Below are 22,189 nucleotides of genomic sequence, written 5' to 3' on the forward strand. Positions count from 1 at the left end.
GTATTAGATATGTAAAGATGCTTCCTAGCATAACGCTAGGAAGCATCTTTTTTATATATTCATTTAACTTAACTTAAAGAAGTCGAGAGCCTTGCTTACATATATTTGATGATGATCAGGTAAATCTTCCTCATAATAAATAGCTCCAACAGGACAAGCTGTTTCACAGTTCCCACAATCTATGCATTGGTCAGGATTGATAAAATATTGGTCTTCTCCTTTTACAATGCAATCGACTGGACATACATCAAGACAATCGGCAGCTTGTTCATGAATGCAATGCTCTGTAATTACAAAGGGCATATTCCTCCAAACCTCCCATCTTTTCATTTCTACTATTCACAACTCTTTAACATATACATAGTATACATATAAGTATAAAAATATCAAATCTATCGTTTATGTTTGAACTTAATAAAGAATTTTATTTGATATTTATATATTTTATACATTATAGTATATTATGTTGTGTATTATAAAAACATAAAGAGAGGGAGAGCTCCCATTGTCACTAGAACTTACTCCATCAATTACTGATATCACAATTATTGGTGGTGGACCAACTGGAATGTTTGCCGCTTTTTATGCTGGTATGCGTCAAGCAAGTGTCAAAATTATTGATAGTATGCCGCAATTAGGTGGTCAAGCGATTGCCCTCTACCCTGAGAAATATATCTATGATATTGCTGGATTCCCAAGGGTTACTGCTGCTCAGCTCGTTGAAAATTTACTGGAGCAGATGCAATTATTTCCGGTTGATGTCTATTTAGAGGAGAAGGTACAACAGGTATTAAAAAAAGGGGAACATCATTTCGAAATTATTACAGATAAATCTATTCATTACAGTAAGTCGGTTATTATTGCCGCAGGTATAGGGGCATTCGAACCACGCCGATTGGAACTGGAGAACGCGAGTCAGTTTGAACAATCTAACCTTCATTATTTTGTTGAAGATTTGCAGCAGTTCTCCAATCAACATGTGATTATTAACGGTGGTGGAGATTCAGCAGTCGATTGGGCACTTATGCTTGAGCCCATTGCCAAACAAGTCACTTTACTTCACAGACGAGATAAATTTCGTGCTCACGAACATAGCGTTGAAAAATTGAGGGCATCTTCAGTTAATATCGTCACTCCGTCTGAGATTACCGGGTTAACTGGTGATGAACGGATAACCGAGATTACAGTCACTATTGCGAAAACGGGGGAGAAAAGAATCATTCCTTGTGATGCTCTTATCGTGAATTTTGGTTTTGTTTCTTCTTTGGGTCCCATTGCTGAGTGGGGATTGGAAGTTGATAACGGATCTATTGTTGTTGATACGCGGATGCAAACCAATATTCCAGGAGTATTTGCAGCTGGAGACGTTACGTCCTACCCAGGGAAAATTAAGCTGATCGCTGTAGGCTTCGGAGAGGCTCCAACTGCAATCAACAATGCTAAAGTTTATATTGATCCTACTGCCAAATTATCACCAGGTCATAGCAGTAACATGAAGCTCTGATATGCTAAGCAAGGTAAATGACGCAAGATTTCAAAGGAAATCATGGTTTGATAAAGGTCAGCCTCCTACAGTCCATGCCACTGGATTTGAAGGACAACTACGAAGAATAATGAACTAGGGGGCCTAATATGAATAGTGAGCTAAGTGTTGTCATATACATTCTCATTCTCCTTAGTTCACATAAGAATGAGAAACTAACCAGTGCTCAGATCTCAGAAAAGATTAGTGTAAACCCTGTTAGGATACGCCGTATCCTTACCTCATTTAAAAAAGTGGGATATGTTAAGACAAAAGAGGGTATTGATGGTGGTTATGTGTTGTCTGTGGAGCCGCATGATATAACCTTGCAAGATATATATAAATTGGTGTCGTCTAAGCCCTTACAGATTCCTAAACCATCCATGAGCAGTAAGGGACATCTAACAGCAGAGATAGATATGCAACTCACAAGTATTTTTATAGAGTGTGAACAACATCTGATGAGGCAGTTAGGAAAAATCAACTTGGGTAGTATGCTCAAATTAATGACTGGCTGTCAATTAGAACGAACGGAATAGTTCAAATACAGATAAGTGATTAGGAGGACCAGTTATGAAATTACTAGGTTTGTCTGGGTCATTGATTGGATCAAAGACTGCAATTGGTGTGGATACTGTACTACAATTCGTGAAAAAAAATCATCCGGAAATTGAAATTGAACTAATAGACTTGAGAGAATACAAAAACATCGAATTTTGCGATGGCCGCAAGTTAGAGGATTATAATGAACACACCCGGTCAGTAATCCAAAAAATGATTGATGCTGATTTTTTCGTTATCGGTACACCTATATATCAATCCTCTTTGACAGGTGTACTGAAAAATGTGTTCGATCTACTCCCTGTACAGAGTTTTTATAATAAAGTGATAGGCTTTATTGCAACTGGGGGCACATATCAGCATTATTTGGTTGTCGAAAATCAATTAAAACCGATCGCGGGCTTTTTTCGTTCATATGTAGCGCCAAGATATGTTTATTTAAATAGTGATCATTTTGGTGCTGAGAATAATATCGAAGATGCTGATGCGCTGAGTCGGTTGGAGAAATTGGCCGAAGAAATAGTCTTCATGCAGATTCAATTGAAGTCGCGATAAGATATCATTCTAAATACGAAAAGGAGATTGGAAGAAATGCCTTTTGTAATTACCGAAGCATGTATTTCAGAAAAAGCAACTGATTGTTTAGACGTTTGTCCAGTTGAAGCGATCTACTATGAAGAGGGTTTACCTTCGCAATACTTGAAATACGTGCATAAAGCAACTGAATTTTTTGAAAAGCAATAATGCAACAATCTACATTTGCTTCGGTAGAGTTGCTCCAATGTTTTCTACCTGGATACTCAACGCATTGAAAGTGTAATACAATTCAGTAAAAAAATCTTCTTCTAAGCTTGATTAGCAATAGCAAGGAGCGGAGTGAAGAGATTAGTGGTCTTTGTTGGAACCCAAAGCAAAAAAGTGACTTCATTGACTGAAGTCACTTTTTTTGCAACTAAACAGGCCTGATTGGAACACATATCTCGCAAAAATCAAGGTTAACAAGATGGCCCGTATACCTTTCCATAACTGGCTTGTTATCCAGAGTATAACCGCTACTCTGCAAATGCGGGAAAATTTCAGTCCATGCTTGCTGAACAGCCTCTGTAGTATGTTTGACTTTGCAAACCAGATATTGCCCGCCTGGAAGTTCAGTTTCGTTTAGATCGGGCGTCAATTCATTCATAGGAAAATCTTTCGAAATGACAATACAAGCATCGTATCGGCAATCTTCGGGAATCGTGGTTTCCGGGTTATCTTGGGGGATACCGAATAATACAGTCGATGCAGTAAGCAGGTTTTTGGCTCTAGCCCAACTCTTTAACATTTCCATAGCTTGACTGTTGGCAGGCCCATACGGACCAACTTGTCGCACATAGGCGATACGAGATGACGGGAGGTTTTCGATATACATTTCCATGAAAATCTTCCTCTCTGTACGATTTCTCTTACATGTTGGATGTTAACATGGTATAAAAGAATTTGCTTAGGTAATTGTTGAATCCCGGCGACGAAACTCATAGAATAGTGATAATATGTTGGAAGGTTGTTCCAATAGAGCAAAACGAGAGGGGAGGCGTTAGACATGGATATTACTTATGCCTTCACGGATGAGCGTTTTCGGCAAGTTGTGTTGGATCGTTTTTGTGATCAGCGGGATTTCATTCAGGAGAGTGACGTTTGTGAGGTTGAGATATTGCAACTTTCCAATCACAATATTAGCAATCTTGATGGAATCGAGTATTTCAGGGATCTTCAAGAGTTGGATTGTGCCTATAATCAATTGACAAGTCTGGATCTAGGTCAGAATCACAAGCTGAGGACGTTGCGTTGCAGAGAGAATCAGCTTCTTACCCTGGACCTCCGTTCCAATTCGGAATTGCAAATGCTGGATTGCAGTTTTAATCGACTTCGCAAATTGGATCTTTCTCATAATCCCAAACTTGTAACGGTGGATTGTCATTGGAATATGTTATCGGAGTTGGCTTCGGAGTTTCTTCAGCAGTTGGAGGAACTTAGTTGCAGCTACAATGCTCTTTTCTCACTTGAACTTGAACACAATAAGCAACTGCGGCGACTCGATTGCGCCAACAATTACATGCTGGAACTTGATGTAACTGGTTGTCCCAACTTGGTTGAACTTCGTTGTAACCACAACCATATCAAGCAGTTGGATTTTCGTTCAAATTTGGTTTTGGAGAGTGTCCGTTGTTTTAACAACCATATTAGCGAGCTGGATATTCGCCATAACGTACAACTAAGAGAGTTGTACTGTTCCGAGAACAAATTGACCGAGTTGGATTATAGCGCTAATCCCAAGCTGGAAAGACTGCAGTATGCAGACAATCTGATTTTTGAATCCAATCATGAAGTTCAGGGGATGGGTGTATTCCAGTATGACGCATCAATGTCCAACTATCAGATGCGCTTGCTGGTTCAGGGTAATGAGCTTGTAGTCACTGCACAGGTTTCAACCAAGACAGAGATGGAAGCCTTATCCCCATATATGGAAGAGACGTGGAAACGGTGGGACATACTTGGTGAGCAGGCGCTTAAAACCATTGCCAAGGCCCATCCGGACGAAGATATCAATGAATTGATTTTGGCTGATGCAGAATTTCAGGGAGATCAATACCTTCGATTGGGTTATGATGCGGGGGATACACCTGCTGGTCGACTGTACATATATGCGGAGTTTGACGATGAATTTCAAATGCTGGACACCTTGATCTATGAAACGTATTAAAGCCACGAGATCGTGGCTTTTTTGCTTTGTTGAACTAAAGATTATTTACACTGACACTACGATGACAGAACAACCTTCCAATCGCTGTTATCCCCAGATTGTATTTCCATTCCTTTTCTAAAGGGGAAAATCCGGGGATAAAGGCGCACGCTTCGCTTTTTCAGGTTTTTTCTGTCCTCTCCGTTATCGTGTAAATGTTAGTTCAACTTATATAATTTGTTATATTATATGTTATTCAGCGTGCATTTTGTTGAAGCTAACATATTCGTTAATCGGTTTACGGTAACCGCGTGGGCGCTGTTTGGCTTCCGACTTTTTGCCGATGGTGATCATCATGACAGGTACATAATGGTCTGGGATATCCAAACTCCGTTGCAACTCTTCCGAGTCAAAACCAATCATTGGACAAGTGTCCCAACCGCGATCTTGAGCGATCAGCATCAATTGCATGGCAGACAGGCTGGCATTGCGAATCGCATCCTCACGTTGGAAGAATCTGCCGCGAGATTCGTAAAATTCAGTGACACTTTGGGATTCCTGCTCGTATTGGAACGGAGTAAGAGCGCCCAGGTTCAGCAAGCCTTCGTTAATAGTGCGGATATGATGATGCGCATTGACGTCGCCCAATACCACGATGACCGCAGAAGCTGTTTTTACCTTATATTGCTGGGAAGCTTCATAGACTTTCTCTTTCTGTTCCTCGTCTTTAATCACAAGATAGTGCGTGTGTTGCAGGTTAAAGGCAGATGGTGCAAATTTGTTCAGGGCAAACATTTCTTGCAGTTCCGAATCCGAAATTTCAATTCCTTCTTCAAAAATAACGGCCGATCTACGGTTTTTGACTAGATTATCCAACTCACTCATGGTAGTTTCCCTCGCTTATGTATAATTTATAAACTGACTATAACACACTTAGTTACTTTATGTAAGTATTATTTTAGAATAAGACAAGGATTGTCTGCCATACGCTAAAATAAAACACTAGAGGTGATTCATGAAAGCATTGATCACAAGGTATAAGGGAGGGCATAACCCGCATGAATTTCGGGTATATGTGATCCAATCTTCGACGTTAAAACGTTTTGTAGTAATGGAGATTATTCTGGGTTCAATCGTGTACAATGTCGCACTGTATTTGTGCCATAATGCACTACTTGCTGGAGTGGGTTCGTGGGCTGGAACGGAAAGCATGAAGAGATTGCCACTGGTATTTAGAAGAATCGTTGGGACATGATGAGGTGTGCAAATGAAAGATTGAAGCAGAAGAGGGCCAGTTGCGGCCCCATCTTCTACTTCAGCCATGTTATCTATAGTCATGCTTCTTTTATCTGATCGGATAACTGACTAAGCTTGGGGTTCAACCTGCCTTATTTGGCACGTTCCAAATATTGCTCCAGCGTAAGTTTCTGGTTGGTAATCTCACCAGCAATATATACGCCTACATAACGTACATGCCATGGCTCATAGGAGTAACCAGTCAATTTCTCCTGATCTTTGCCATAACGGATGATGAATCCGTACTTGTGGGCATTGGCTTTCAGCCATTTGCCTTCTTTGGTGTTGCCGAAGCTTTGTTGCAAATCATAACCAGCCGAAGCGCTGGAGATATCCATGGCTAGACCCGTTTGATGTTCGCTTTGTCCTGGCCGAGCACTTGTTTTATTGGCAACAGCTTCACCTTTGATGCTAGCATTACGGTCAAAGATCGATTTTTGGGTCGCATAAGAGCGATAGCCAGACACCGCTTTGATATCGATACCGTCTTTTTTGGCAGCAGCAAATAATTTTTCAATCGCAGTTGCGGCCACTTTACGCATTTGTTTCTTCGGACTGGCACCTGAGAAGCTAAAAGGAATATTAGGTACAACCAAATCTTGAGGTGCATAAGTTGAAGGCAGATTTCTCTTTTTATTGACAAGCACAACTGTACTAGACACATTGGTCACGGTTGCCACATTTTTGATGGTTTTGATCGTACGACCAGGTGCATTATCATGCAGAAATTGAGTGAAGCTGGAGCTTGCAGCAGATGCGACGGGATTCAGGCTTGACGTGATGGGAAACGTAGTAAAAGCAGAACCTGCTACAACAGAGCCTATGAGAATGGTAGATATAATGGATTTACGAGTAAAAGGTTTCATGATGTGTGTTCCTCCTCGGAATATATGAATCTATATACCGAGTATACTAGAGGATTATATCCATAGGTTCTCCAATTGTTTCCGAGTTGTAAACAAAGTTTGCTATAAAATCTAACTAGAGGATATTTACCTTGCCACTTCGATGACAGAACAACCTTCCGATCGCTGTTATCCCCTGATTTTTTTGATTCAATCTTATAATGGTGAAAATCTTGTGATAGCGTATGCTTCCGATGCAGCTTTCTTTCAGAAAGCTTTTAGGCGAACGCTTCGCTTCTTCAGGTTCTTTCTGTCCTCTCCGTTTCGTGTAAATGTTTAGTCCATCTTTTATAGAGTCTTTTTTGCAACTCTGATAGAGGCATATAAGGAAAAGAACGTTAAAAAAACCGTTGCATTAGATGCAACGGCTTTAGATGTGAAGATAGATAATGCTAAATTACTTCAAGTTTGCTGGAGACTGTATTACAACATGCAGGCGTCAGATCCACCGGAACTTCCCACAGTTACGGCACGGGTGTCACGAACACGAACATTACCGCTGAGCACACCGGAATCACTGCTTAATTTAAATGAAGGATAATTTTCTTCCGTATCCAGCTTCATATGTTGTTCTAGGTTCAGCTGCTGTTTTGGATCAACATAGAACGGAACCAGGTTGGTTTCAATCTGCGCGTCGAGAGCCTCGAGTTCATCAACAATGATAATAGCGATAACTCCGTTACATCCGCAACCTTCCATGTCATAGATCACTTTGAAATATCCAGGTTGGTCATTCAGGCTTTCCGTCAATCGTTTTGCAGCCAAATCTGTAATTTGAATATACATATAGGTACACTCCTTTATGAATGAAAAAAGTGGCGAAAGGATAATTCGTAGTTTCAATGACTACCATTATTATACCACTATCGACATAAATCAACGCATTATTTTTTCGTGTACGAATAGCTGCAGTGAAAATGATTGAAGCAACACCTTTATATGTAGCAGTGATTATACGAACACACTTTTGGGGAAATAGATGAGGATGAATGTTAGGGCGTGTCTGAAACATGTTCTAGATAAAGGGGCGAAGAGAGCGAATGATTCAGTTCGAAAATGTATCGAAACAATATCCTGATGGAACAACGGCTTTGCGTCAGGTTAACCTCAACATTAACAAGGGAGAACTGTTTGTCATGATTGGTCCGAGTGGATGTGGCAAAACCACCATGCTCAAAATGATCAATCGTCTGATTGAACGAACAGATGGAACAGTGCGCATTAATGAACGCCCAATCGATGAATACAACATTCACGAATTGCGCTGGAATATCGGATATGTGCTGCAACAGATTGCACTATTCCCGCATATGACGATTGCCGAAAATATTGCGGTTGTTCCTGAACTGCGAAAATGGAAGTCAGATCAAATCAAGAAGCGCGTACATACGCTACTGGACATGGTAGGTTTGCACGGAGATACGTACAGTGAGCGTAAACCGTCCGAGTTATCCGGAGGACAACAGCAGAGAATTGGTGTGTTGCGTGCACTTGCTGCCGATCCCGAGATTGTTTTGATGGATGAACCGTTCAGTGCACTCGATCCAATGAGCCGTGAGAAATTGCAGGATGATATTCTGGATATCCAGCGCCAGATGAAAAAAACAATTGTGTTTGTCACCCATGATATTCAGGAAGCGATGAAGCTGGGGGATCGCATCTGCATTATGAAGGATGGACAGGTTTTGCAGGTAGGCACCCCGGAAGAACTGATCCGACAGCCAGCTAATGACTTCGTACGTGAATTTGTTGGAAGTCCTAACGCCGATACGAGTTCACAATCTGATTTTGATTTTGATCTCGAATCCATCATGTCACCACTCTCACCGGGTCATGTGCCAAAATCAGCTAAAACTGCTGTTCCTGTATCCATTACGTTAACGGAATTAGTTGATATCATGGCTTCCCATGACTATCTGCTGGTTGAACGTAACCGCCAGATTATTGGCGAGATCAGTCGAGTTGATCTGATGAAATACTGGTCTGGTCAGTTACAGGAACGAGGTGAAAGACATGAGTAGATTCACGGAGGTGTTCAGTGAGCGCAAAGGTCAGTTGTTGTCTGCTCTGCTGGAACATATTCAGATCTCATTTATCGCATTGTTCTTTGCTGTCCTCATCGCTATTCCGCTAGGTATATACCTGACACGCAAACCAAAAGTGGCTGAACCCATTATCGGGGTTACGGCTGTGTTGCAGACGATACCTTCCTTGGCGCTTCTCGGATTGCTCATCCCGTTATTCGGCATAGGCACACTTCCTGCAATTATTGCATTGGTGGTGTATGCGTTGCTTCCCGTACTTCGCAACACGTACACAGGCATATCCGAAGTTGATCCTTCCATGGTGGAAGCAGCTAATGCGATGGGCATGAATAGTTGGCAACGTCTAATCAAAGTGGAACTGCCACTGGCGATGCCTGTCATTATGGCCGGAATTCGGACCGCGATGGTCCTGATTGTAGGAACGGCGACACTTGCTGCTTTGATCGGCGCAGGAGGATTGGGTGCATTAATCTTGCTGGGCATTGATCGGAATGATACGGCACTGATCATCCTGGGAGCCATTCCGGCCGCATTACTGGCGATTTTATTTGATGTACTATTGCGTCAGTTCCAGCGGTTATCCTTCAAGAAAACACTGGTCACCCTTGGTTCGCTTGCTCTGATCGCGATACTTGTGATTACCATTCCCTTCTTGGCACGTGGAGGGCAGAAGGATCTCGTGATTGCTGGCAAACTGGGAGCTGAACCCGAAATTCTCATTAATATGTACAAATTGCTAATCGAAAAAGACACAGACCTGACCGTTGAACTAAAACCCGGATTAGGCAAAACGCCATTCCTTTTCAATGCACTCAAATCAGGTGATATTGACATCTATCCCGAATTCACCGGGACAGCGATCTCCGAGTTCATGAAGGAAACGGCAGTGAGTACCGATCGGACAGAGGTGTACGAACAGGCAAGAGATGGAATGCTGAGCCAGTTCAACATGGTGCTGCTGAACCCTATGGATTACAACAATACGTATACGTTGGCCGTTCCAAAGAGCATCGCAGATCAATACAATCTCAAGACCATTTCGGATCTCAAACCGGTGGAACAGCAGATGAAGGCAGGATTTACCCTGGAATTCTCGGATCGGGAAGACGGTTACCTAGGCATTCAGAAGAAGTATGGGATTGAATTTCCAAACGTTGCAACAATGGAACCTAAGCTTCGCTATGGTGCTGTTCAACGTGGCAATATCAATCTCGTAGATGCCTACTCCACAGATAGTGAGTTGAGACAATATGAACTTGTTGTGCTGGAGGATGATCAGGAGTTATTCCCACCGTATCAAGGCGCACCGATGCTTCGTCAAGAAACGGCAGATCAATATCCACAACTGCTTGAGGTGCTGAATCAGCTTGCTGGCAAAATTACGGATGACGAGATGCGTCAGATGAACTATGACGTGAACGTGGATGGAGCGAATCCCGAGCAGGTGGCTAGGGAGTACCTTAAACAGGCTGGGTTGCTTTAACGTTGTGTATCCCAAAAATAGATGTAACAAAAGGAAGAGGAGGAACCATGATGACACAAGAAACGTATGACTTGATTGCAATTGGAACAGGAAGCGCGGCAAGCTCTGTAATCACCCGTTGCGCTGAAGCTGGCTGGAAAATCGCTGTAATTGATGAACGTGAGTTCGGCGGAACGTGTGCACTGCGTGGCTGTGATCCCAAGAAAGTGCTGGCTGGAGCGGCTGAGCTGATTGACTGGAATGAACGGATGCAAGGGAAAGGAATTCAGGGACAGGCGACCATCAACTGGTCTGAACTTATGGCCTTTAAACGTACCTTTACCGAGAGCATACCTAGAGCAAGCGAGGATAAATTCAAACAGGCCGGAATGGATACGTTCCATGGTAAAGCTTCATTTGTCGATGAAGACCATATTCAAGTGGGAGAAGAAGTGCTCCATGGCAAACACATCCTGATTGCTACTGGTGCAAGACCTGCGCCACTTGAGATTGAGGGCTCACAGCATCTTATATATAGTGATGACTTTCTGGATCTGGAACAGCTGCCGGATCGATTAGTTCTGGTAGGCGGTGGATACATTGCATTTGAGTTTGCGCATATTGCGGCCAGAGCCGGGACGGAAGTCCACATCCTGCATCGGAGTGAACAGCCTCTGAAATCGTTTGATGCGGAGCTGGTAGAATCTTTGTTGCAAAGATCAAAAGAGATCGGCATCCATGTTCACTTGAACGCGGAGGTGAAGTCCATACGGCAAGAGGGGAACTCATATGTCGTTCATGGCACACGCAATGGTGCAGATCACCAGTGGCAGTGTGGACTTGTCGTTCATGGAGCCGGGCGTGTTCCTCATGTGGATGGGCTGGAATTGGAGAAAGCCAACGTCAGCTACAGCAAAAAGGGGATTACGGTGAACGAGCACTTGCAAAGCGAAAGCAATCCACGAGTGTATGCTGCTGGTGATGTAACCGATACAAAAGGGTTGCCTTTGACCCCGTTAGCAGGTCAGGAATCCCGGGCTGTATCGTTCAATTTGTTGGAGGGGAATCAACACAAACCTAATTATAAAGTGATGCCTTCCATTGTATTTACTGTCCCTGCCCTGGGAGCTGTAGGTATGAGCACGGAACAAGCCAAGAAAGAGGGCTACGAGGTGCGGGTAAATGATATGTCGAAATGGTATACTTACAAGCGAACTCATGAAAAATTTGCCATGGCCAAAGTGGTGATCGACAAATCAACCGGACGTATTCTGGGTGCGCATGTGCTCGGGAGCAAAACAGAAGAATTGATCAACCTTTTTGCAATGGCGATTCAGTTCAATCTGACTAACGATCAGTTAAACACCATGAATTTTGCGTATCCTACTGCTGCATCGGACCTGAGTTCTTTAATTTAGAAGTGATGATGAACTCCCCTTTGGGATGGAAGGAAGGATGAAAACAACGATGTCATCGGATTTTATTGGGCTTAATGAAGGCAAGTGGACTAAAGAACCCGTTGCTGCACGGATGGATGGGGATCGTTTCGTTGTGGAAGCTCGGGAAGGCAGTGACTTCTGGGAGAACACATTCTACGGGTTCTGTCATCGGGATGGACATGCCATGCTTGCTCCATGGGACGGAACGGAAGCGATTGAGGTATCGTTTGATCTAAGCTCATTCACCGAATTATATGATCAGGCGGGATTAATGTTATGGTACGGAGAAGACCAATGGATCAAGGCCGGAGTTGAGGTCAATGATGGTGTGGCACATGTTGGAGCTGTCGTGACGGATACGTATTCCGATTGGTCACTCTCTCCTGTGCCAGAGTGGGGTGGACGAATCGTAACAATTAGAGCCTCCTACAGTAACGAGGCCGTTGTAATTCGTGCTCGCACAGATGAGCATCCTTGGCGTACGATTCGGGTTGCACGGTTTGCCTATCCGACGAACAAACACGCAGGTCCATTTCTGTGTGCACCGAAGCGTGCAGGGTTCGAGGTAGCCTTTACCAAGTGGAAATCCACGACACCCGATCAAGACTTGCATACAGATCCGCCGATTACAGATTAAAACAAGTTAAGATGCACGATAAACAATGAAACATGAACAAGTGTATCTGGCTTAGAAAGCAAGACCACACAAATAAGCAAGTCTTCCACTAACGGAGGACTTGCTTATTTGTGCGTTTAAACTTTGGACCATGAAGAGTACTCCGGTACTCGTTTCATCATTCACCGGGTTCAGTGAGTTCTTTTCGCATTTACAACGAGAGTGCTTGCGAACTTTACTGAGTTTAACGTTTATTTACTCGTGTCCGTATCCACGGACTGGGTTTCGGCCTCTTTTTCACCCTCATCATCATTGGACTTATTGAACTCAAGCATACGCTCCTCGTAATCGTCCAGGAACCATAACGGGTCCATACTGTCTTCCTCACCGTTATAATTGATTACGATTTCGTCGCCAGCCTTGATGTCCGTATATGCGTAGAAGTCAAAGGTGTGGTTATCAAAATTGATATCATAAGTAGCGTTAGGTTCATAGGAGTGGTTGATCAGACTGCCGTAGCCGAGCAGAATGGCGGTATGATTCGCCCCATATTCGAACACGTAATCTTCCAAAATCGTTTTTTCGACATGCTCATGATCTTCATTTGGGTAAGGCACAACGGGTGCCTGATGGATAAGCGTTCCTTTGGCAATATCAACGGTAGCAAATACCCCGCGGTTAAACTCACCACCATCACCTAACTTGGATTGTTTCACTTCAATCATATTTTTCACCTGATGCTCTTCGAAGAGCTCCGTTCTATATAGTAGTAATTCGTTAAGGCAAAATTTTAACCCATACTTTCATATAAGGCAAATTTCAGCCAAAAAGGTGGAATAATTTTTAATATAGCGTTGAGTTGTGCAGGATATAACGCTTATAATATACAAAGAATTAAGTCTATATAGAAAAGGTGTCATGAATGAGTATATTAAATGTAGAAAAATTAAGTCACGGTTTTGGTGACCGTGCTATCTTTAACGACGTTTCATTCCGCCTCTTGAAGGGCGAACATATTGGTCTGATCGGGGCCAATGGTGAAGGTAAATCCACCTTCATGAACATTATTACAGGAAAACTTCAGCCGGATGAAGGCAAGGTGGAGTGGTCCAAGCGGATGCGTGTTGGTTATCTGGACCAGCATGCTGTATTGAACAAAGGCCAATCGATCCGTGACGTACTTCGCGGCGCGTTCCAGTATTTGTTTGACATGGAACAGGAAATGAATGATATGTATGGCAAAATGGGCGATGTGACTCCTGAGGAGCTTGAACAACTTCTTGAAGACGTGGGCACAATTCAGGATACGCTGACAAACCAGGATTTCTACATGATCGACGCCAAAGTGGATGAAACCGCACGTGGTCTGGGTCTGACGGATATCGGTCTGGATAAAGACGTCAATGACCTGAGTGGTGGACAGCGTACCAAAGTACTGCTTGCCAAGCTGCTGTTGGAAAAACCCGATATTTTGCTGCTCGATGAGCCTACGAACTATTTGGATGAATTGCATATCGAATGGCTGAAACGTTATTTGCAGGAATATGAGAATGCTTTTATTCTGATCTCTCATGATATTCCGTTCCTGAACAGTGTTATCAACTTGATCTATCATATGGAAAATCAGGATCTGACCCGTTATGTGGGCGATTATGATCACTTCCAGGAAGTGCATGAGATGAGAAAACAGCAGCTGGAGTCGGCGTACAAACGCCAACAACAAGAGATCGCTGACCTCAAGGACTTTGTAGCCCGGAACAAAGCAAGTGTAGCTACGCGGAATATGGCGATGTCCAGACAGAAGAAACTCGACAAGATGGATGTCATTGAACTCGCGAAGGAAAAACCAAAACCGCAGTTTAATTTCCGTGATGCAAGAACGTCCGGCAAGCTCATTTTTGAAACCAAAGGTCTTGTAATTGGATACAACGAACCGTTGTCCAGACCACTGGATCTGCGTATGGAGCGTGGACAGAAGATCGCCCTTGTTGGTGCGAACGGAATTGGTAAAACAACTCTGATGCGCAGTATTCTGGGTGAAATTCAGGCTCTCGAAGGAACCGTTCAACGCGGTGAACATCTGGAGATTGGTTACTTCCAGCAAGAGATGAAGGATGCCAATTACAATACCTGTATTGAAGAGATCTGGCAGGAGTTCCCTTCATATACCCAATTCGAGGTACGTGCTGCACTTGCAAAATGTGGATTGACTACAAAACACATTGAGAGCAAGGTAGCTGTACTCAGTGGTGGCGAGAAAGCCAAAGTGCGTCTCTGTAAGCTGATCAATAATGAAACCAACCTGCTTGTACTCGATGAGCCGACGAACCATCTGGACGTTGATGCCAAGGAAGAGTTGAAACGTGCGCTCAAGGCTTACAAAGGCAGTATTCTTCTGATCTCCCACGAACCGGAATTCTACCGTGATGTAGTTACGGAGACGTGGAACTGTGAGTCATGGACCACGAAAGTATTCTAAGGTAATGTAATACGAGCGAGCTTGCGAACAAGCTCGAAGGGTGAGAAAGGCGCGAATTTCGCTTGCAAAACAGGCAGAACTCGCGCTTTTTTTGCATGGTTTTACCGAAAAATGGTTGAGTTGAATTCACAGTTGACAGCTTGAATGAGGCAATAATATAATTCAAGAAAGCGATTACATTCCTATATTAAAAACCTGTTTCACTGCATAGGGGCAAGGAAGACACGGTATTCCGTATGGGTATCATTGCACTTAGAAGGGAAGGCAGGTCTTTTTTTGCACTCTAATGAAACCGGTTTCATTAAAACAAGGAGGTGGACAAAAGCTCGTTACTGACCACTGTTTGCTGAGGATAGGCTGAACAACAACACCGCGCATACATGAACCATGCTTTCATCTTTCACGCCAAAGGAGAGAATGAACATTGGATAAACTCAGGAAACCCATGATATTTATGTTATCTGCAACACTTGCGCTGTCTTCCGGACCGTTGATGCTGCCGAGTAAGGCGTATGCCGATCTGAGCAGTATATCCGCCACGTTGTTGCAGGACGATTTTTCGGATGGGAATTACACGGAATCACCCGCGTGGAACGTAAGCTCAGGCAACTGGGAAGTACTCGCGGACCCGACAGATACGTCCAACTCCACGCTTTTCCAGAGTGACACCAATGAAGGCATCATCTCTACTGGAGACTCCATGTCGGACATGACCGTGTCCATGCGCTTTTACACGGGAGCCGGTCAGGGGTATCCGGGAATATTGCCACGGTTTCAGGATAAGAGCAACTTTTACTATTTTCAAATGCAGGTCCCCAATAATAAACTCGTTTTCTCCAAACGGGTGAACGGAACAGATACTACTTTGAAAACGGTGGACTATGCTTTTGCCAAAGATACATGGTACACGCTCAAAGTGGTGTTATCAGGTACCACCATTCGCGGGTATATCGCGGAAAACGGCTCCGATCGGTTGGTATTTGATCTGGTCGATCCTACATACGGGTCAGGTACCGTGGGCATTCGGAATAAGTGGCAGTCGGTACATGCAGATGACGTGATCATTGCCGAGCAACCGCCTGGGAACGATATTCAGCTCTCTATTGCTGAGCAGACGGCGTCTTCGGTTTCACTGCAATGGTCTGAAATCGCGGGTGCTTCAGCCTATCGCCTGTACCGTTCCTCTACGCCTGAAGGCGGTTATTCTCTGGTAACCAACACCGGGACTTTGGGACACACGGATGTAGGATTAAGCGGGGATACGGTGTATTATTACAAGCTCGCTTATGAATACGGAGGTCTAACCGAGTCACTATGGACTGCTCCGCTGGAAGTTCGGACGACTGCGGCGGCACCACAGGCTCCTGGCGAATTAAAGGCCGAAGCACTTAATGCCACAAGCGTGAAGCTATCTTGGGCCGCCGTGGACAAGTCAACGGGTTATCGAGTGGCTCGGGCCGAAGCTGGCAGTGAGCAATACGAGCAGATCTATGAAGGCAAGGGGCTCACAGTCACGGATAATGCACTTGAGCCGGGCACCAGATACAGCTATCGTGTGACGGCCTTTAATGCAGCTGGTGAGTCAGTGGCCACTGTTGCTGAAGCCACGACATATTCCATTGACTCTCCAGCAGAGTTTGCTGCCACAGCTGTGACGGATACATCAATCTCTCTGGGGTGGAATGCCCTTACTGGATCTGATGTAACGTATAAGCTCTCGAGGTCTACCAGTGCTACGGGCACGTATCAGCAGGTCTATAGTGGCAATGAAAGCACGTTTAACGATAGTGGTCTGACGATGGGCACAGGATATTTTTACATCATTCAGGCGACTGTGGACGGCGTAACTTCTCCAGCATCCACACCGTTGGGCGTTGCCACAGTTCGCACAAGCATTACACCAGGGCAATTGTGGCCAGATCTGGACGGGAAACCGATCGATGCGCATGGGGCTGGCTTTTTCTATGATGAACAGACGGAGACCTATTACTGGTATGGCGAATATCATAAGGGCGGCTGGCCAGCTGTTGGTGTGCGTGTGTATTCATCCAAGGACCTGATGAACTGGACTGACGAGGGCATGGCTCTGACGACGCTTCAATCGATGGATGATTTTGACCATGACCCATTGATCTCCGAGTTGTATGCGGGGCGTGAGGACCGCGTGGATATCTGGGCAGATATCCGCAGAGGACGGATTATTGAACGACCGAAGGTCATCTACAACGACAAAACGAAGAAATACGTGATGTGGGCCCACATGGACGGCGACAAAGACCCCTATAACGATAATGCGAATTACGGTAAGGCGCGGGCCGGTTATGCGATCAGCGACTCTCCAACAGGGCCTTTTGTGTATCAGAAGAGTTATCGGATGGACAGAGCTCCCGAGGGGGAGAAAGATTACTTCCCAAGCGATAAGGGCATGGCACGTGATATGACGTTGTTCAAGGACGATGACGGTACGGGTTATCTAATCTACTCCAGCGAAGAAAACCTGACGTTATATATCTCCAAACTGAATGAAGACTATAGTGATGTAACAGGGTGGCATAAGGAAGGACGAACGGATGACAAAGGCAATCCGGTACGAGATTCCACCTATCAGGCGGAATACGGCGTAGATTACGTGCGTGTGTTCCCGGGAGGGCAACGTGAAGCACCGGCGATGTTTAAGTATCAGGGGAAATATTATATTTTGGCTTCCGGAGCTTCCGGTTGGGCCCCTAACGAAAACAAAGTGACGGTGGCGGATAACATTTTTGGCCCGTGGTCAACGCAGACCAATCCGTTCGTGCGTACGTTGCCAACCGATCCCGATCCAGGCAAGGCATTTGGCACACAGACCACATCCGTCATTCCGGTCGATCCGGAAAAAGGAAAATTCATTTATGTGGGGGATACGTGGAATGGTGGCAATTTCTCGAATGACGCTGCAAAATACGTGTTCTTGCCAATTGAGTTTGGAATAGGCTCCGACATAGCGATCAAGTGGTATAACAGCTGGACACCTGATCTACTGAATTCGATGGGCAAGGTTGATATTGCTGATCCGTTGCCAGAAGCCGTGGCATTAGGCAAAGTACCATCCCTGCCAACGACATTGAATGTACGTGACGGTGGTGAACTGGTGTCAACGCCAGCAGTATGGACAATAGATAACCGGGCCATGACGGCAGAAGATTTTGCTAAGCCAGGACCGCTCACGTTACAGGTAACGACACCGGAATATAACAACAAAAAGCAGGCAGTTCGCGTAAATGTCATTCCAGACAATGTAATTTATTTCGTGAATAGTGGAGGTTATGAAACGGCTGATTACAATCTTATGGGTGCTTATATGAAAGGAACACTTGCCAACCCGGGAACGGCGGATCAGATGTACACTCCGGTTGAGGGACGCAATTGGGGGTATACCAGCGCAGATGCACTGTCATCCGGTTCGAATGGCGGAGATATATTCTCGACCGTACGTTATCTGAATGGTGGGAATGTCAGCAATTCTCCTAAGGGCACGGATTTAACCTATACATTTGATGTGCCAAACGGGACATACGATGTGTACGCCGGATTCAACGATCCGTGGACCAATACATCGCGCAAAGCGAACTTCCTTATCAATGGCACCAACACTGGTGCAGTTACTTTTACACCTGCCAGTGTTAGAGCACACAAAGACATCAGCGTGTCGGACAACAAGCTGGAACTGACTGTGCGCAATACGGCATCACAGGACCCGATGATTAGTTGGATTATGATCGTTAAACCTGACGCAGCGCCACCTGCAAATGATAGTGCTGGCCTTAATGCTGATGCATTAGATTCAACGAGCGTAACGCTTCGCTGGGATGCTCATCTTGGTGCAGCAAGCTACAAGCTCTACCGCTCAGATCGTGAGCAAGGTGAGTACAAGGTGGTCTATAGCGGCAATGGGCGGGAGTACAAGGACAGCGAACTGAACCCCGGCACGCAATATTATTACAAAGTGGAAGCTTTAGATGCGACGGGGCAATCCGTGAGAGGTGTATCTTCCGCTTATCAGGTGCATACGGCTCAGCAGAGCGCTGCCGATGTAGCTACAAGCATTACAGCATTGGAACAACCTTCCGCAGGTACGAAAAAACTGAAGTTACCATCCGTGCCGCAAGGTTTCACGGTGAAGATCGCTTCCAGTTCGGTACCGTCGGTCATTCAAACCGATGGAACGATTGTCCCACCATCCAAGGAAACAACCGTAACACTGGAGCTGGAAATTACTCGAACTTCTGACGACAGTACAGCCTTGACTGTACCGTTGACAGTGAAGGTGCCGGCATCTGTTCCTTCCCCTGGAGGCACGGACCCTGGTTCGGGCGGTAATTCAGGCGGCAATTCCGGTGGGAATACAGGAAATGGTTCTGGTTTAGCCAACAATGGCGGACAATCAGGAAGTGGTAACCCAAGTGCAGAGAATGCTGTACCGCAACCTAAACCGGAGAAGGATCGTTCTGTTCTGGAGTTGCAGGGACAGTCTGACCAGAAGGGTGTAGTGCAGTCCAACGTGGATGCTTCAACGATTAAAGAGGCTTTTCAAGTTGCCCCCTCTACGGATGCGGGTCAGCGCTTGGTTGAACTTCGGCTGAAGCCGGTTTCGGGAGCAACGGCATATGAAGTGTCTCTGCCTGCCTCTGCATTAATAGATCAGGGAGATTCACATGTGTTCAACATTGTTACAGAACTGGGGACGTTGGAGCTTCCTGCGACACTATTAACGAAGGATATAGTTGGTGATGGGATCGCATCCATCCGATTGGTCAGAACGGAGTTACCACAAACAGTCGCAGATCAGCTTGGCACGCAATATGGAGTCCAGCTTGAACTTCAACTGGATGGTCAACCATGGCCATCGGAAAGTGAGTTGAACCTTCGTCTGCCTTACCAATCATCACCAAGTGCTCAGCAGGATCGGATTGTAGCATTTGCCATTGGTGCGAACGGTGTGGCAACCCCATTGCCGAAAAGTTACTACGATCAAAAAAGCGGGCAGCTTGTATTTTCCGTAACATCACTCACAGGAAATTATGCTGTTGTGCCTGTGGAGCAGACATTCGCAGATCTTGCAGAAGTGCAGTGGGCCAAGAAAGCAATGGAGGCTTTGGCTGTCCGAGGTGTAATTGATGCTGAGGCAAGCGGTGATTCCACGCAGTTACATCCAAAACAGGAGATGACCCGCGGCCAATACATGCAATGGTTGATGACTGCGCTGGGCTTGAATGTTTCTTCCGGGAATGCGTTCTCTGATGTAAACGAAATGGCTCCGTACTACGAAGCAGTTACAGCTGCGCGTTCGCTAGGTATCACCAGTGGTACCGGTGACGGGCGCTTCTTGCCAGAGTCCACGATCACTCGTCAGGAGATGATGACATTGACAGTGAGGGCACTTGCAGCGGCTGGACTGGTTGACTCAGAGACGGCTGCAACTGATAACCTTACTCGTTTCCACGACGCTTCCGAGATTCGCTCCTATGCCAGGGATAGTGTGGCATTACTTGTGGATCTGGGCATCGCCCACGGGTACAACGGTGAGGTGAAACCACTTGCCGAAGCGACCCGAGCCGAATCGGCTACGTTACTATATGCGATGATGAGCAAACTGGTATGGAAGAAATGATGATACACCAGAATCGTAGCGTGTGAAAAAGAAGGCTTACTTTGACCTGGAACCCAGGTTGGAGTAAGCCTTCTTGATTGTACGCCCGTCATGGGCGAAAAGTCAGTTACTCAACGAACGAGTAACCTCCTATCGTTTTTCAGTTGTTATCTGTAATATCTGCGAATTGTTAATTGTAATGTTTGCCGATTTGATATGCTTGCTCAAGCAGGTCTTCGATATGTTCTTTGGATTCTGAAATGGTTTCATAGAGGAATTCGACTCGGGATTCCTGCATTCTTGCATAACCCGCGATCCCGTTATTCAGATAATTCGAAATCATGTTGTAATAGTCGTATTTATGGAATGAAGCCTCCGTCCCCCCAGCTAGTGCAATCCACAGTGCCTTTTTGGAGTTTGCCTTGTTGAGCAGCCCCATGTTCCATACCTTGTCGAGATAAGCTTTGAGCATGGAGGGAACGTTGTACCACCATACCGGGAAAATAAATACAATGGCATCAGCTGCAAGCACACGATCCAGCTCTTTGCGAATCACAGGAGCATGCTGTTTGTCGGGATTTTGCCAGTCTCGCTCATCTTCTACACGATATAGGGGATCGAATCCGTCATGATAAAGATCGAGGATATCGATTTCATGGGAATTCTCCTGCATACCTTCTATAAAACGATTCATCACAGCAAATGTTAGGGAATCCTGTCTTGGGTGAGTAACGACCAGTTTAACTTTCATGTAGGAGTAACCATCCTTTTTTCTTTAATTTTTTTTGGTTAAACATTCTGACCAATGTTATTATAAGTTTGATGACATCTTATTGAGAAGTACGCACCTGAGAGTGCTGTAGATACCTTGGGGTTCTTCGGTTACTTTTAATAACGGGTATACATATATGTGAATTATGGGGGAGTACAAGTGGAACAAGAAATGAAAAAATATGAGAGTGGTGTGCAGGCCATGCTGGAACTGGTCGGTGGAAAATGGAGGATTCTTATTCTGCACCAGCTGATATCAGGTAAAAAACGAACAAGCGAACTTCGCAGAGCCATTCCTGGTATTACCCAGAAGGTATTAACCCAGCAGCTGCGTGAACTGGAAAAGAATGAAATCATCCATCGGATCATTCATCCCCAGATTCCGCCCAAGGTAGAGTATGAGATGACAGAGTACGGCTTGACACTACAGGAAATCATTGACCGCATATGTCTGTGGGGAGAAAATCACTTGGACAAAGTATACGGAGATAAAAGCAGAGTGCTGGGAAATCATTTTAGTGACTATACTCCACTTTCAACTTCTACTTGAACTGACCGTCAAATTAAAAATAAAACAAAAACCGTCCTTGATTTGAAAAGGAGGGTTTTTGTTGTTTTTTGTCCTTTATCAGCGAAACTGATAAATGCTATAAAATCATTGAAATTGACCCTTAACACCCGGTGTGTTAGGTTTTAGAGAGAAGAAATTAAATTAATGTGATGATTTTAGTCGGAATTAAAA

20 protein-coding genes are annotated in these 22,189 nt (G+C 44.8%); 13 read left to right on the top strand and 7 right to left on the bottom strand.

Annotated elements, in window-relative coordinates; genetic code table 11:
- Positions 1-63 precede the first annotated feature (63 nt).
- Entirely contained in the window at positions 64-303 is a 240-nt protein-coding gene (locus tag QVE09_RS00205; RefSeq protein ID WP_036608584.1) for a ferredoxin family protein, read from the bottom strand.
- A gap of 202 nt (positions 304-505) precedes the next feature.
- Here QVE09_RS00205 and QVE09_RS00210 point away from each other — a divergent pair, with 202 nt between their 5' ends.
- The 4 genes from QVE09_RS00210 to QVE09_RS00225 all read left to right on the top strand — a co-directional run bounded on the left by QVE09_RS00210 (position 506) and on the right by QVE09_RS00225 (position 2,827).
- Positions 506-1,504 carry an NAD(P)/FAD-dependent oxidoreductase gene (locus QVE09_RS00210; RefSeq protein ID WP_036608580.1) on the top strand — a complete coding sequence of 333 codons (999 nt, stop codon included), beginning with the start codon at positions 506-508 and terminating at the stop codon, positions 1,502-1,504.
- A gap of 128 nt (positions 1,505-1,632) precedes the next feature.
- The gene (locus QVE09_RS00215) at positions 1,633-2,061 is read left to right on the top strand and encodes an Rrf2 family transcriptional regulator (RefSeq protein WP_315935134.1); all 429 of its coding nucleotides are present in this window, start codon (positions 1,633-1,635) and stop codon (positions 2,059-2,061) included.
- Between the two features lie 34 nt (positions 2,062-2,095).
- Complete coding sequence (locus tag QVE09_RS00220) at positions 2,096-2,638, top strand: NADPH-dependent FMN reductase (protein ID WP_315935135.1); 543 nt, start codon at positions 2,096-2,098, stop codon at positions 2,636-2,638.
- 36 nt (positions 2,639-2,674) lie between these two features.
- A complete protein-coding gene (locus QVE09_RS00225) occupies positions 2,675-2,827 on the top strand; it encodes a hypothetical protein (RefSeq protein WP_315935136.1) in 153 nt (50 codons plus the stop codon).
- 208 nt (positions 2,828-3,035) lie between these two features.
- On the opposite strand, the gene QVE09_RS00230 is transcribed toward QVE09_RS00225, so the two are convergent.
- Positions 3,036-3,500 (bottom strand): AraC family transcriptional regulator, encoded by a 465-nt coding sequence (locus QVE09_RS00230; protein WP_315935137.1) that lies wholly within the window; start codon positions 3,498-3,500, stop codon positions 3,036-3,038.
- Between the two features lie 165 nt (positions 3,501-3,665).
- Here QVE09_RS00230 and QVE09_RS00235 point away from each other — a divergent pair, with 165 nt between their 5' ends.
- Positions 3,666-4,826 (top strand): leucine-rich repeat domain-containing protein, encoded by a 1,161-nt coding sequence (locus QVE09_RS00235; RefSeq protein WP_315935138.1) that lies wholly within the window; start codon positions 3,666-3,668, stop codon positions 4,824-4,826.
- 231 nt (positions 4,827-5,057) lie between these two features.
- On the opposite strand, the gene QVE09_RS00240 is transcribed toward QVE09_RS00235, so the two are convergent.
- Positions 5,058-5,690, bottom strand: coding sequence for a nitroreductase family protein (locus tag QVE09_RS00240; protein ID WP_315935139.1), 633 nt, complete (start codon positions 5,688-5,690; stop codon positions 5,058-5,060).
- A 130-nt stretch (positions 5,691-5,820) separates the two neighbouring features.
- Here QVE09_RS00240 and QVE09_RS00245 point away from each other — a divergent pair, with 130 nt between their 5' ends.
- Positions 5,821-6,060, top strand: a complete 240-nt coding sequence (locus QVE09_RS00245) for a hypothetical protein (protein WP_315935140.1) — start codon at positions 5,821-5,823, stop codon at positions 6,058-6,060.
- A gap of 133 nt (positions 6,061-6,193) precedes the next feature.
- Here QVE09_RS00245 and QVE09_RS00250 read toward each other — a convergent pair whose 3' ends face one another.
- A complete protein-coding gene (locus tag QVE09_RS00250) occupies positions 6,194-6,967 on the bottom strand; it encodes a M15 family metallopeptidase (RefSeq protein ID WP_315935141.1) in 774 nt (257 codons plus the stop codon).
- A gap of 462 nt (positions 6,968-7,429) precedes the next feature.
- Entirely contained in the window at positions 7,430-7,792 is a 363-nt protein-coding gene (locus QVE09_RS00255; protein ID WP_315935142.1) for an iron-sulfur cluster biosynthesis family protein, read from the bottom strand.
- Positions 7,793-8,046: 254 nt separating this feature from the next.
- Between QVE09_RS00255 and QVE09_RS00260 the strand changes: the two genes are divergently transcribed.
- From QVE09_RS00260 to QVE09_RS00275, 4 genes are read left to right on the top strand one after another with little or no spacing between them, the layout of a single operon-like run.
- A complete protein-coding gene (locus QVE09_RS00260; protein WP_315935143.1) occupies positions 8,047-9,027 on the top strand; it encodes an ABC transporter ATP-binding protein in 981 nt (326 codons plus the stop codon).
- Positions 9,020-10,534 carry an osmoprotectant update ABC transporter permease/substrate-binding subunit OpuFB gene (gene opuFB, locus QVE09_RS00265; RefSeq protein ID WP_315935144.1) on the top strand — a complete coding sequence of 505 codons (1,515 nt, stop codon included), beginning with the start codon at positions 9,020-9,022 and terminating at the stop codon, positions 10,532-10,534. Before QVE09_RS00260 ends, opuFB begins: the two co-directional genes overlap by 8 nt.
- 50 nt (positions 10,535-10,584) lie before the next feature.
- Positions 10,585-11,931, top strand: coding sequence for a dihydrolipoyl dehydrogenase family protein (locus QVE09_RS00270; RefSeq protein WP_315936060.1), 1,347 nt, complete (start codon positions 10,585-10,587; stop codon positions 11,929-11,931).
- Positions 11,932-11,968: 37 nt separating this feature from the next.
- Positions 11,969-12,589 carry a DUF1349 domain-containing protein gene (locus QVE09_RS00275; RefSeq protein WP_315935145.1) on the top strand — a complete coding sequence of 207 codons (621 nt, stop codon included), beginning with the start codon at positions 11,969-11,971 and terminating at the stop codon, positions 12,587-12,589.
- A gap of 230 nt (positions 12,590-12,819) precedes the next feature.
- Here the strand turns inward: QVE09_RS00275 and QVE09_RS00280 are convergent, their stop codons facing one another.
- Positions 12,820-13,293, bottom strand: coding sequence for an SET domain-containing protein (locus QVE09_RS00280; RefSeq protein WP_315935146.1), 474 nt, complete (start codon positions 13,291-13,293; stop codon positions 12,820-12,822).
- Positions 13,294-13,490: 197 nt separating this feature from the next.
- On the opposite strand from QVE09_RS00280, the gene QVE09_RS00285 reads away from it, so the two are divergent.
- Complete coding sequence (locus QVE09_RS00285; RefSeq protein ID WP_315935147.1) at positions 13,491-15,047, top strand: ABC-F family ATP-binding cassette domain-containing protein; 1,557 nt, start codon at positions 13,491-13,493, stop codon at positions 15,045-15,047.
- Positions 15,048-15,471: 424 nt separating this feature from the next.
- Positions 15,472-20,697: an S-layer homology domain-containing protein gene (locus QVE09_RS00290; protein ID WP_315935148.1), complete on the top strand. Its 5,226-nt coding sequence runs from the start codon at positions 15,472-15,474 to the stop codon at positions 20,695-20,697.
- Between the two features lie 169 nt (positions 20,698-20,866).
- Here QVE09_RS00290 and QVE09_RS00295 read toward each other — a convergent pair whose 3' ends face one another.
- Entirely contained in the window at positions 20,867-21,427 is a 561-nt protein-coding gene (locus QVE09_RS00295) for an NAD(P)H oxidoreductase (protein ID WP_315935149.1), read from the bottom strand.
- 192 nt (positions 21,428-21,619) lie between these two features.
- Here QVE09_RS00295 and QVE09_RS00300 point away from each other — a divergent pair, with 192 nt between their 5' ends.
- Positions 21,620-21,997 carry a winged helix-turn-helix transcriptional regulator gene (locus QVE09_RS00300; protein WP_315936061.1) on the top strand — a complete coding sequence of 126 codons (378 nt, stop codon included), beginning with the start codon at positions 21,620-21,622 and terminating at the stop codon, positions 21,995-21,997.
- Positions 21,998-22,189: the final 192 nt, after the last annotated feature.

Source organism: Paenibacillus sp. ClWae2A, assembly GCF_032452295.1.
In the GTDB taxonomy this organism is placed as follows: Bacteria; Bacillota; Bacilli; order Paenibacillales; family Paenibacillaceae; genus Paenibacillus.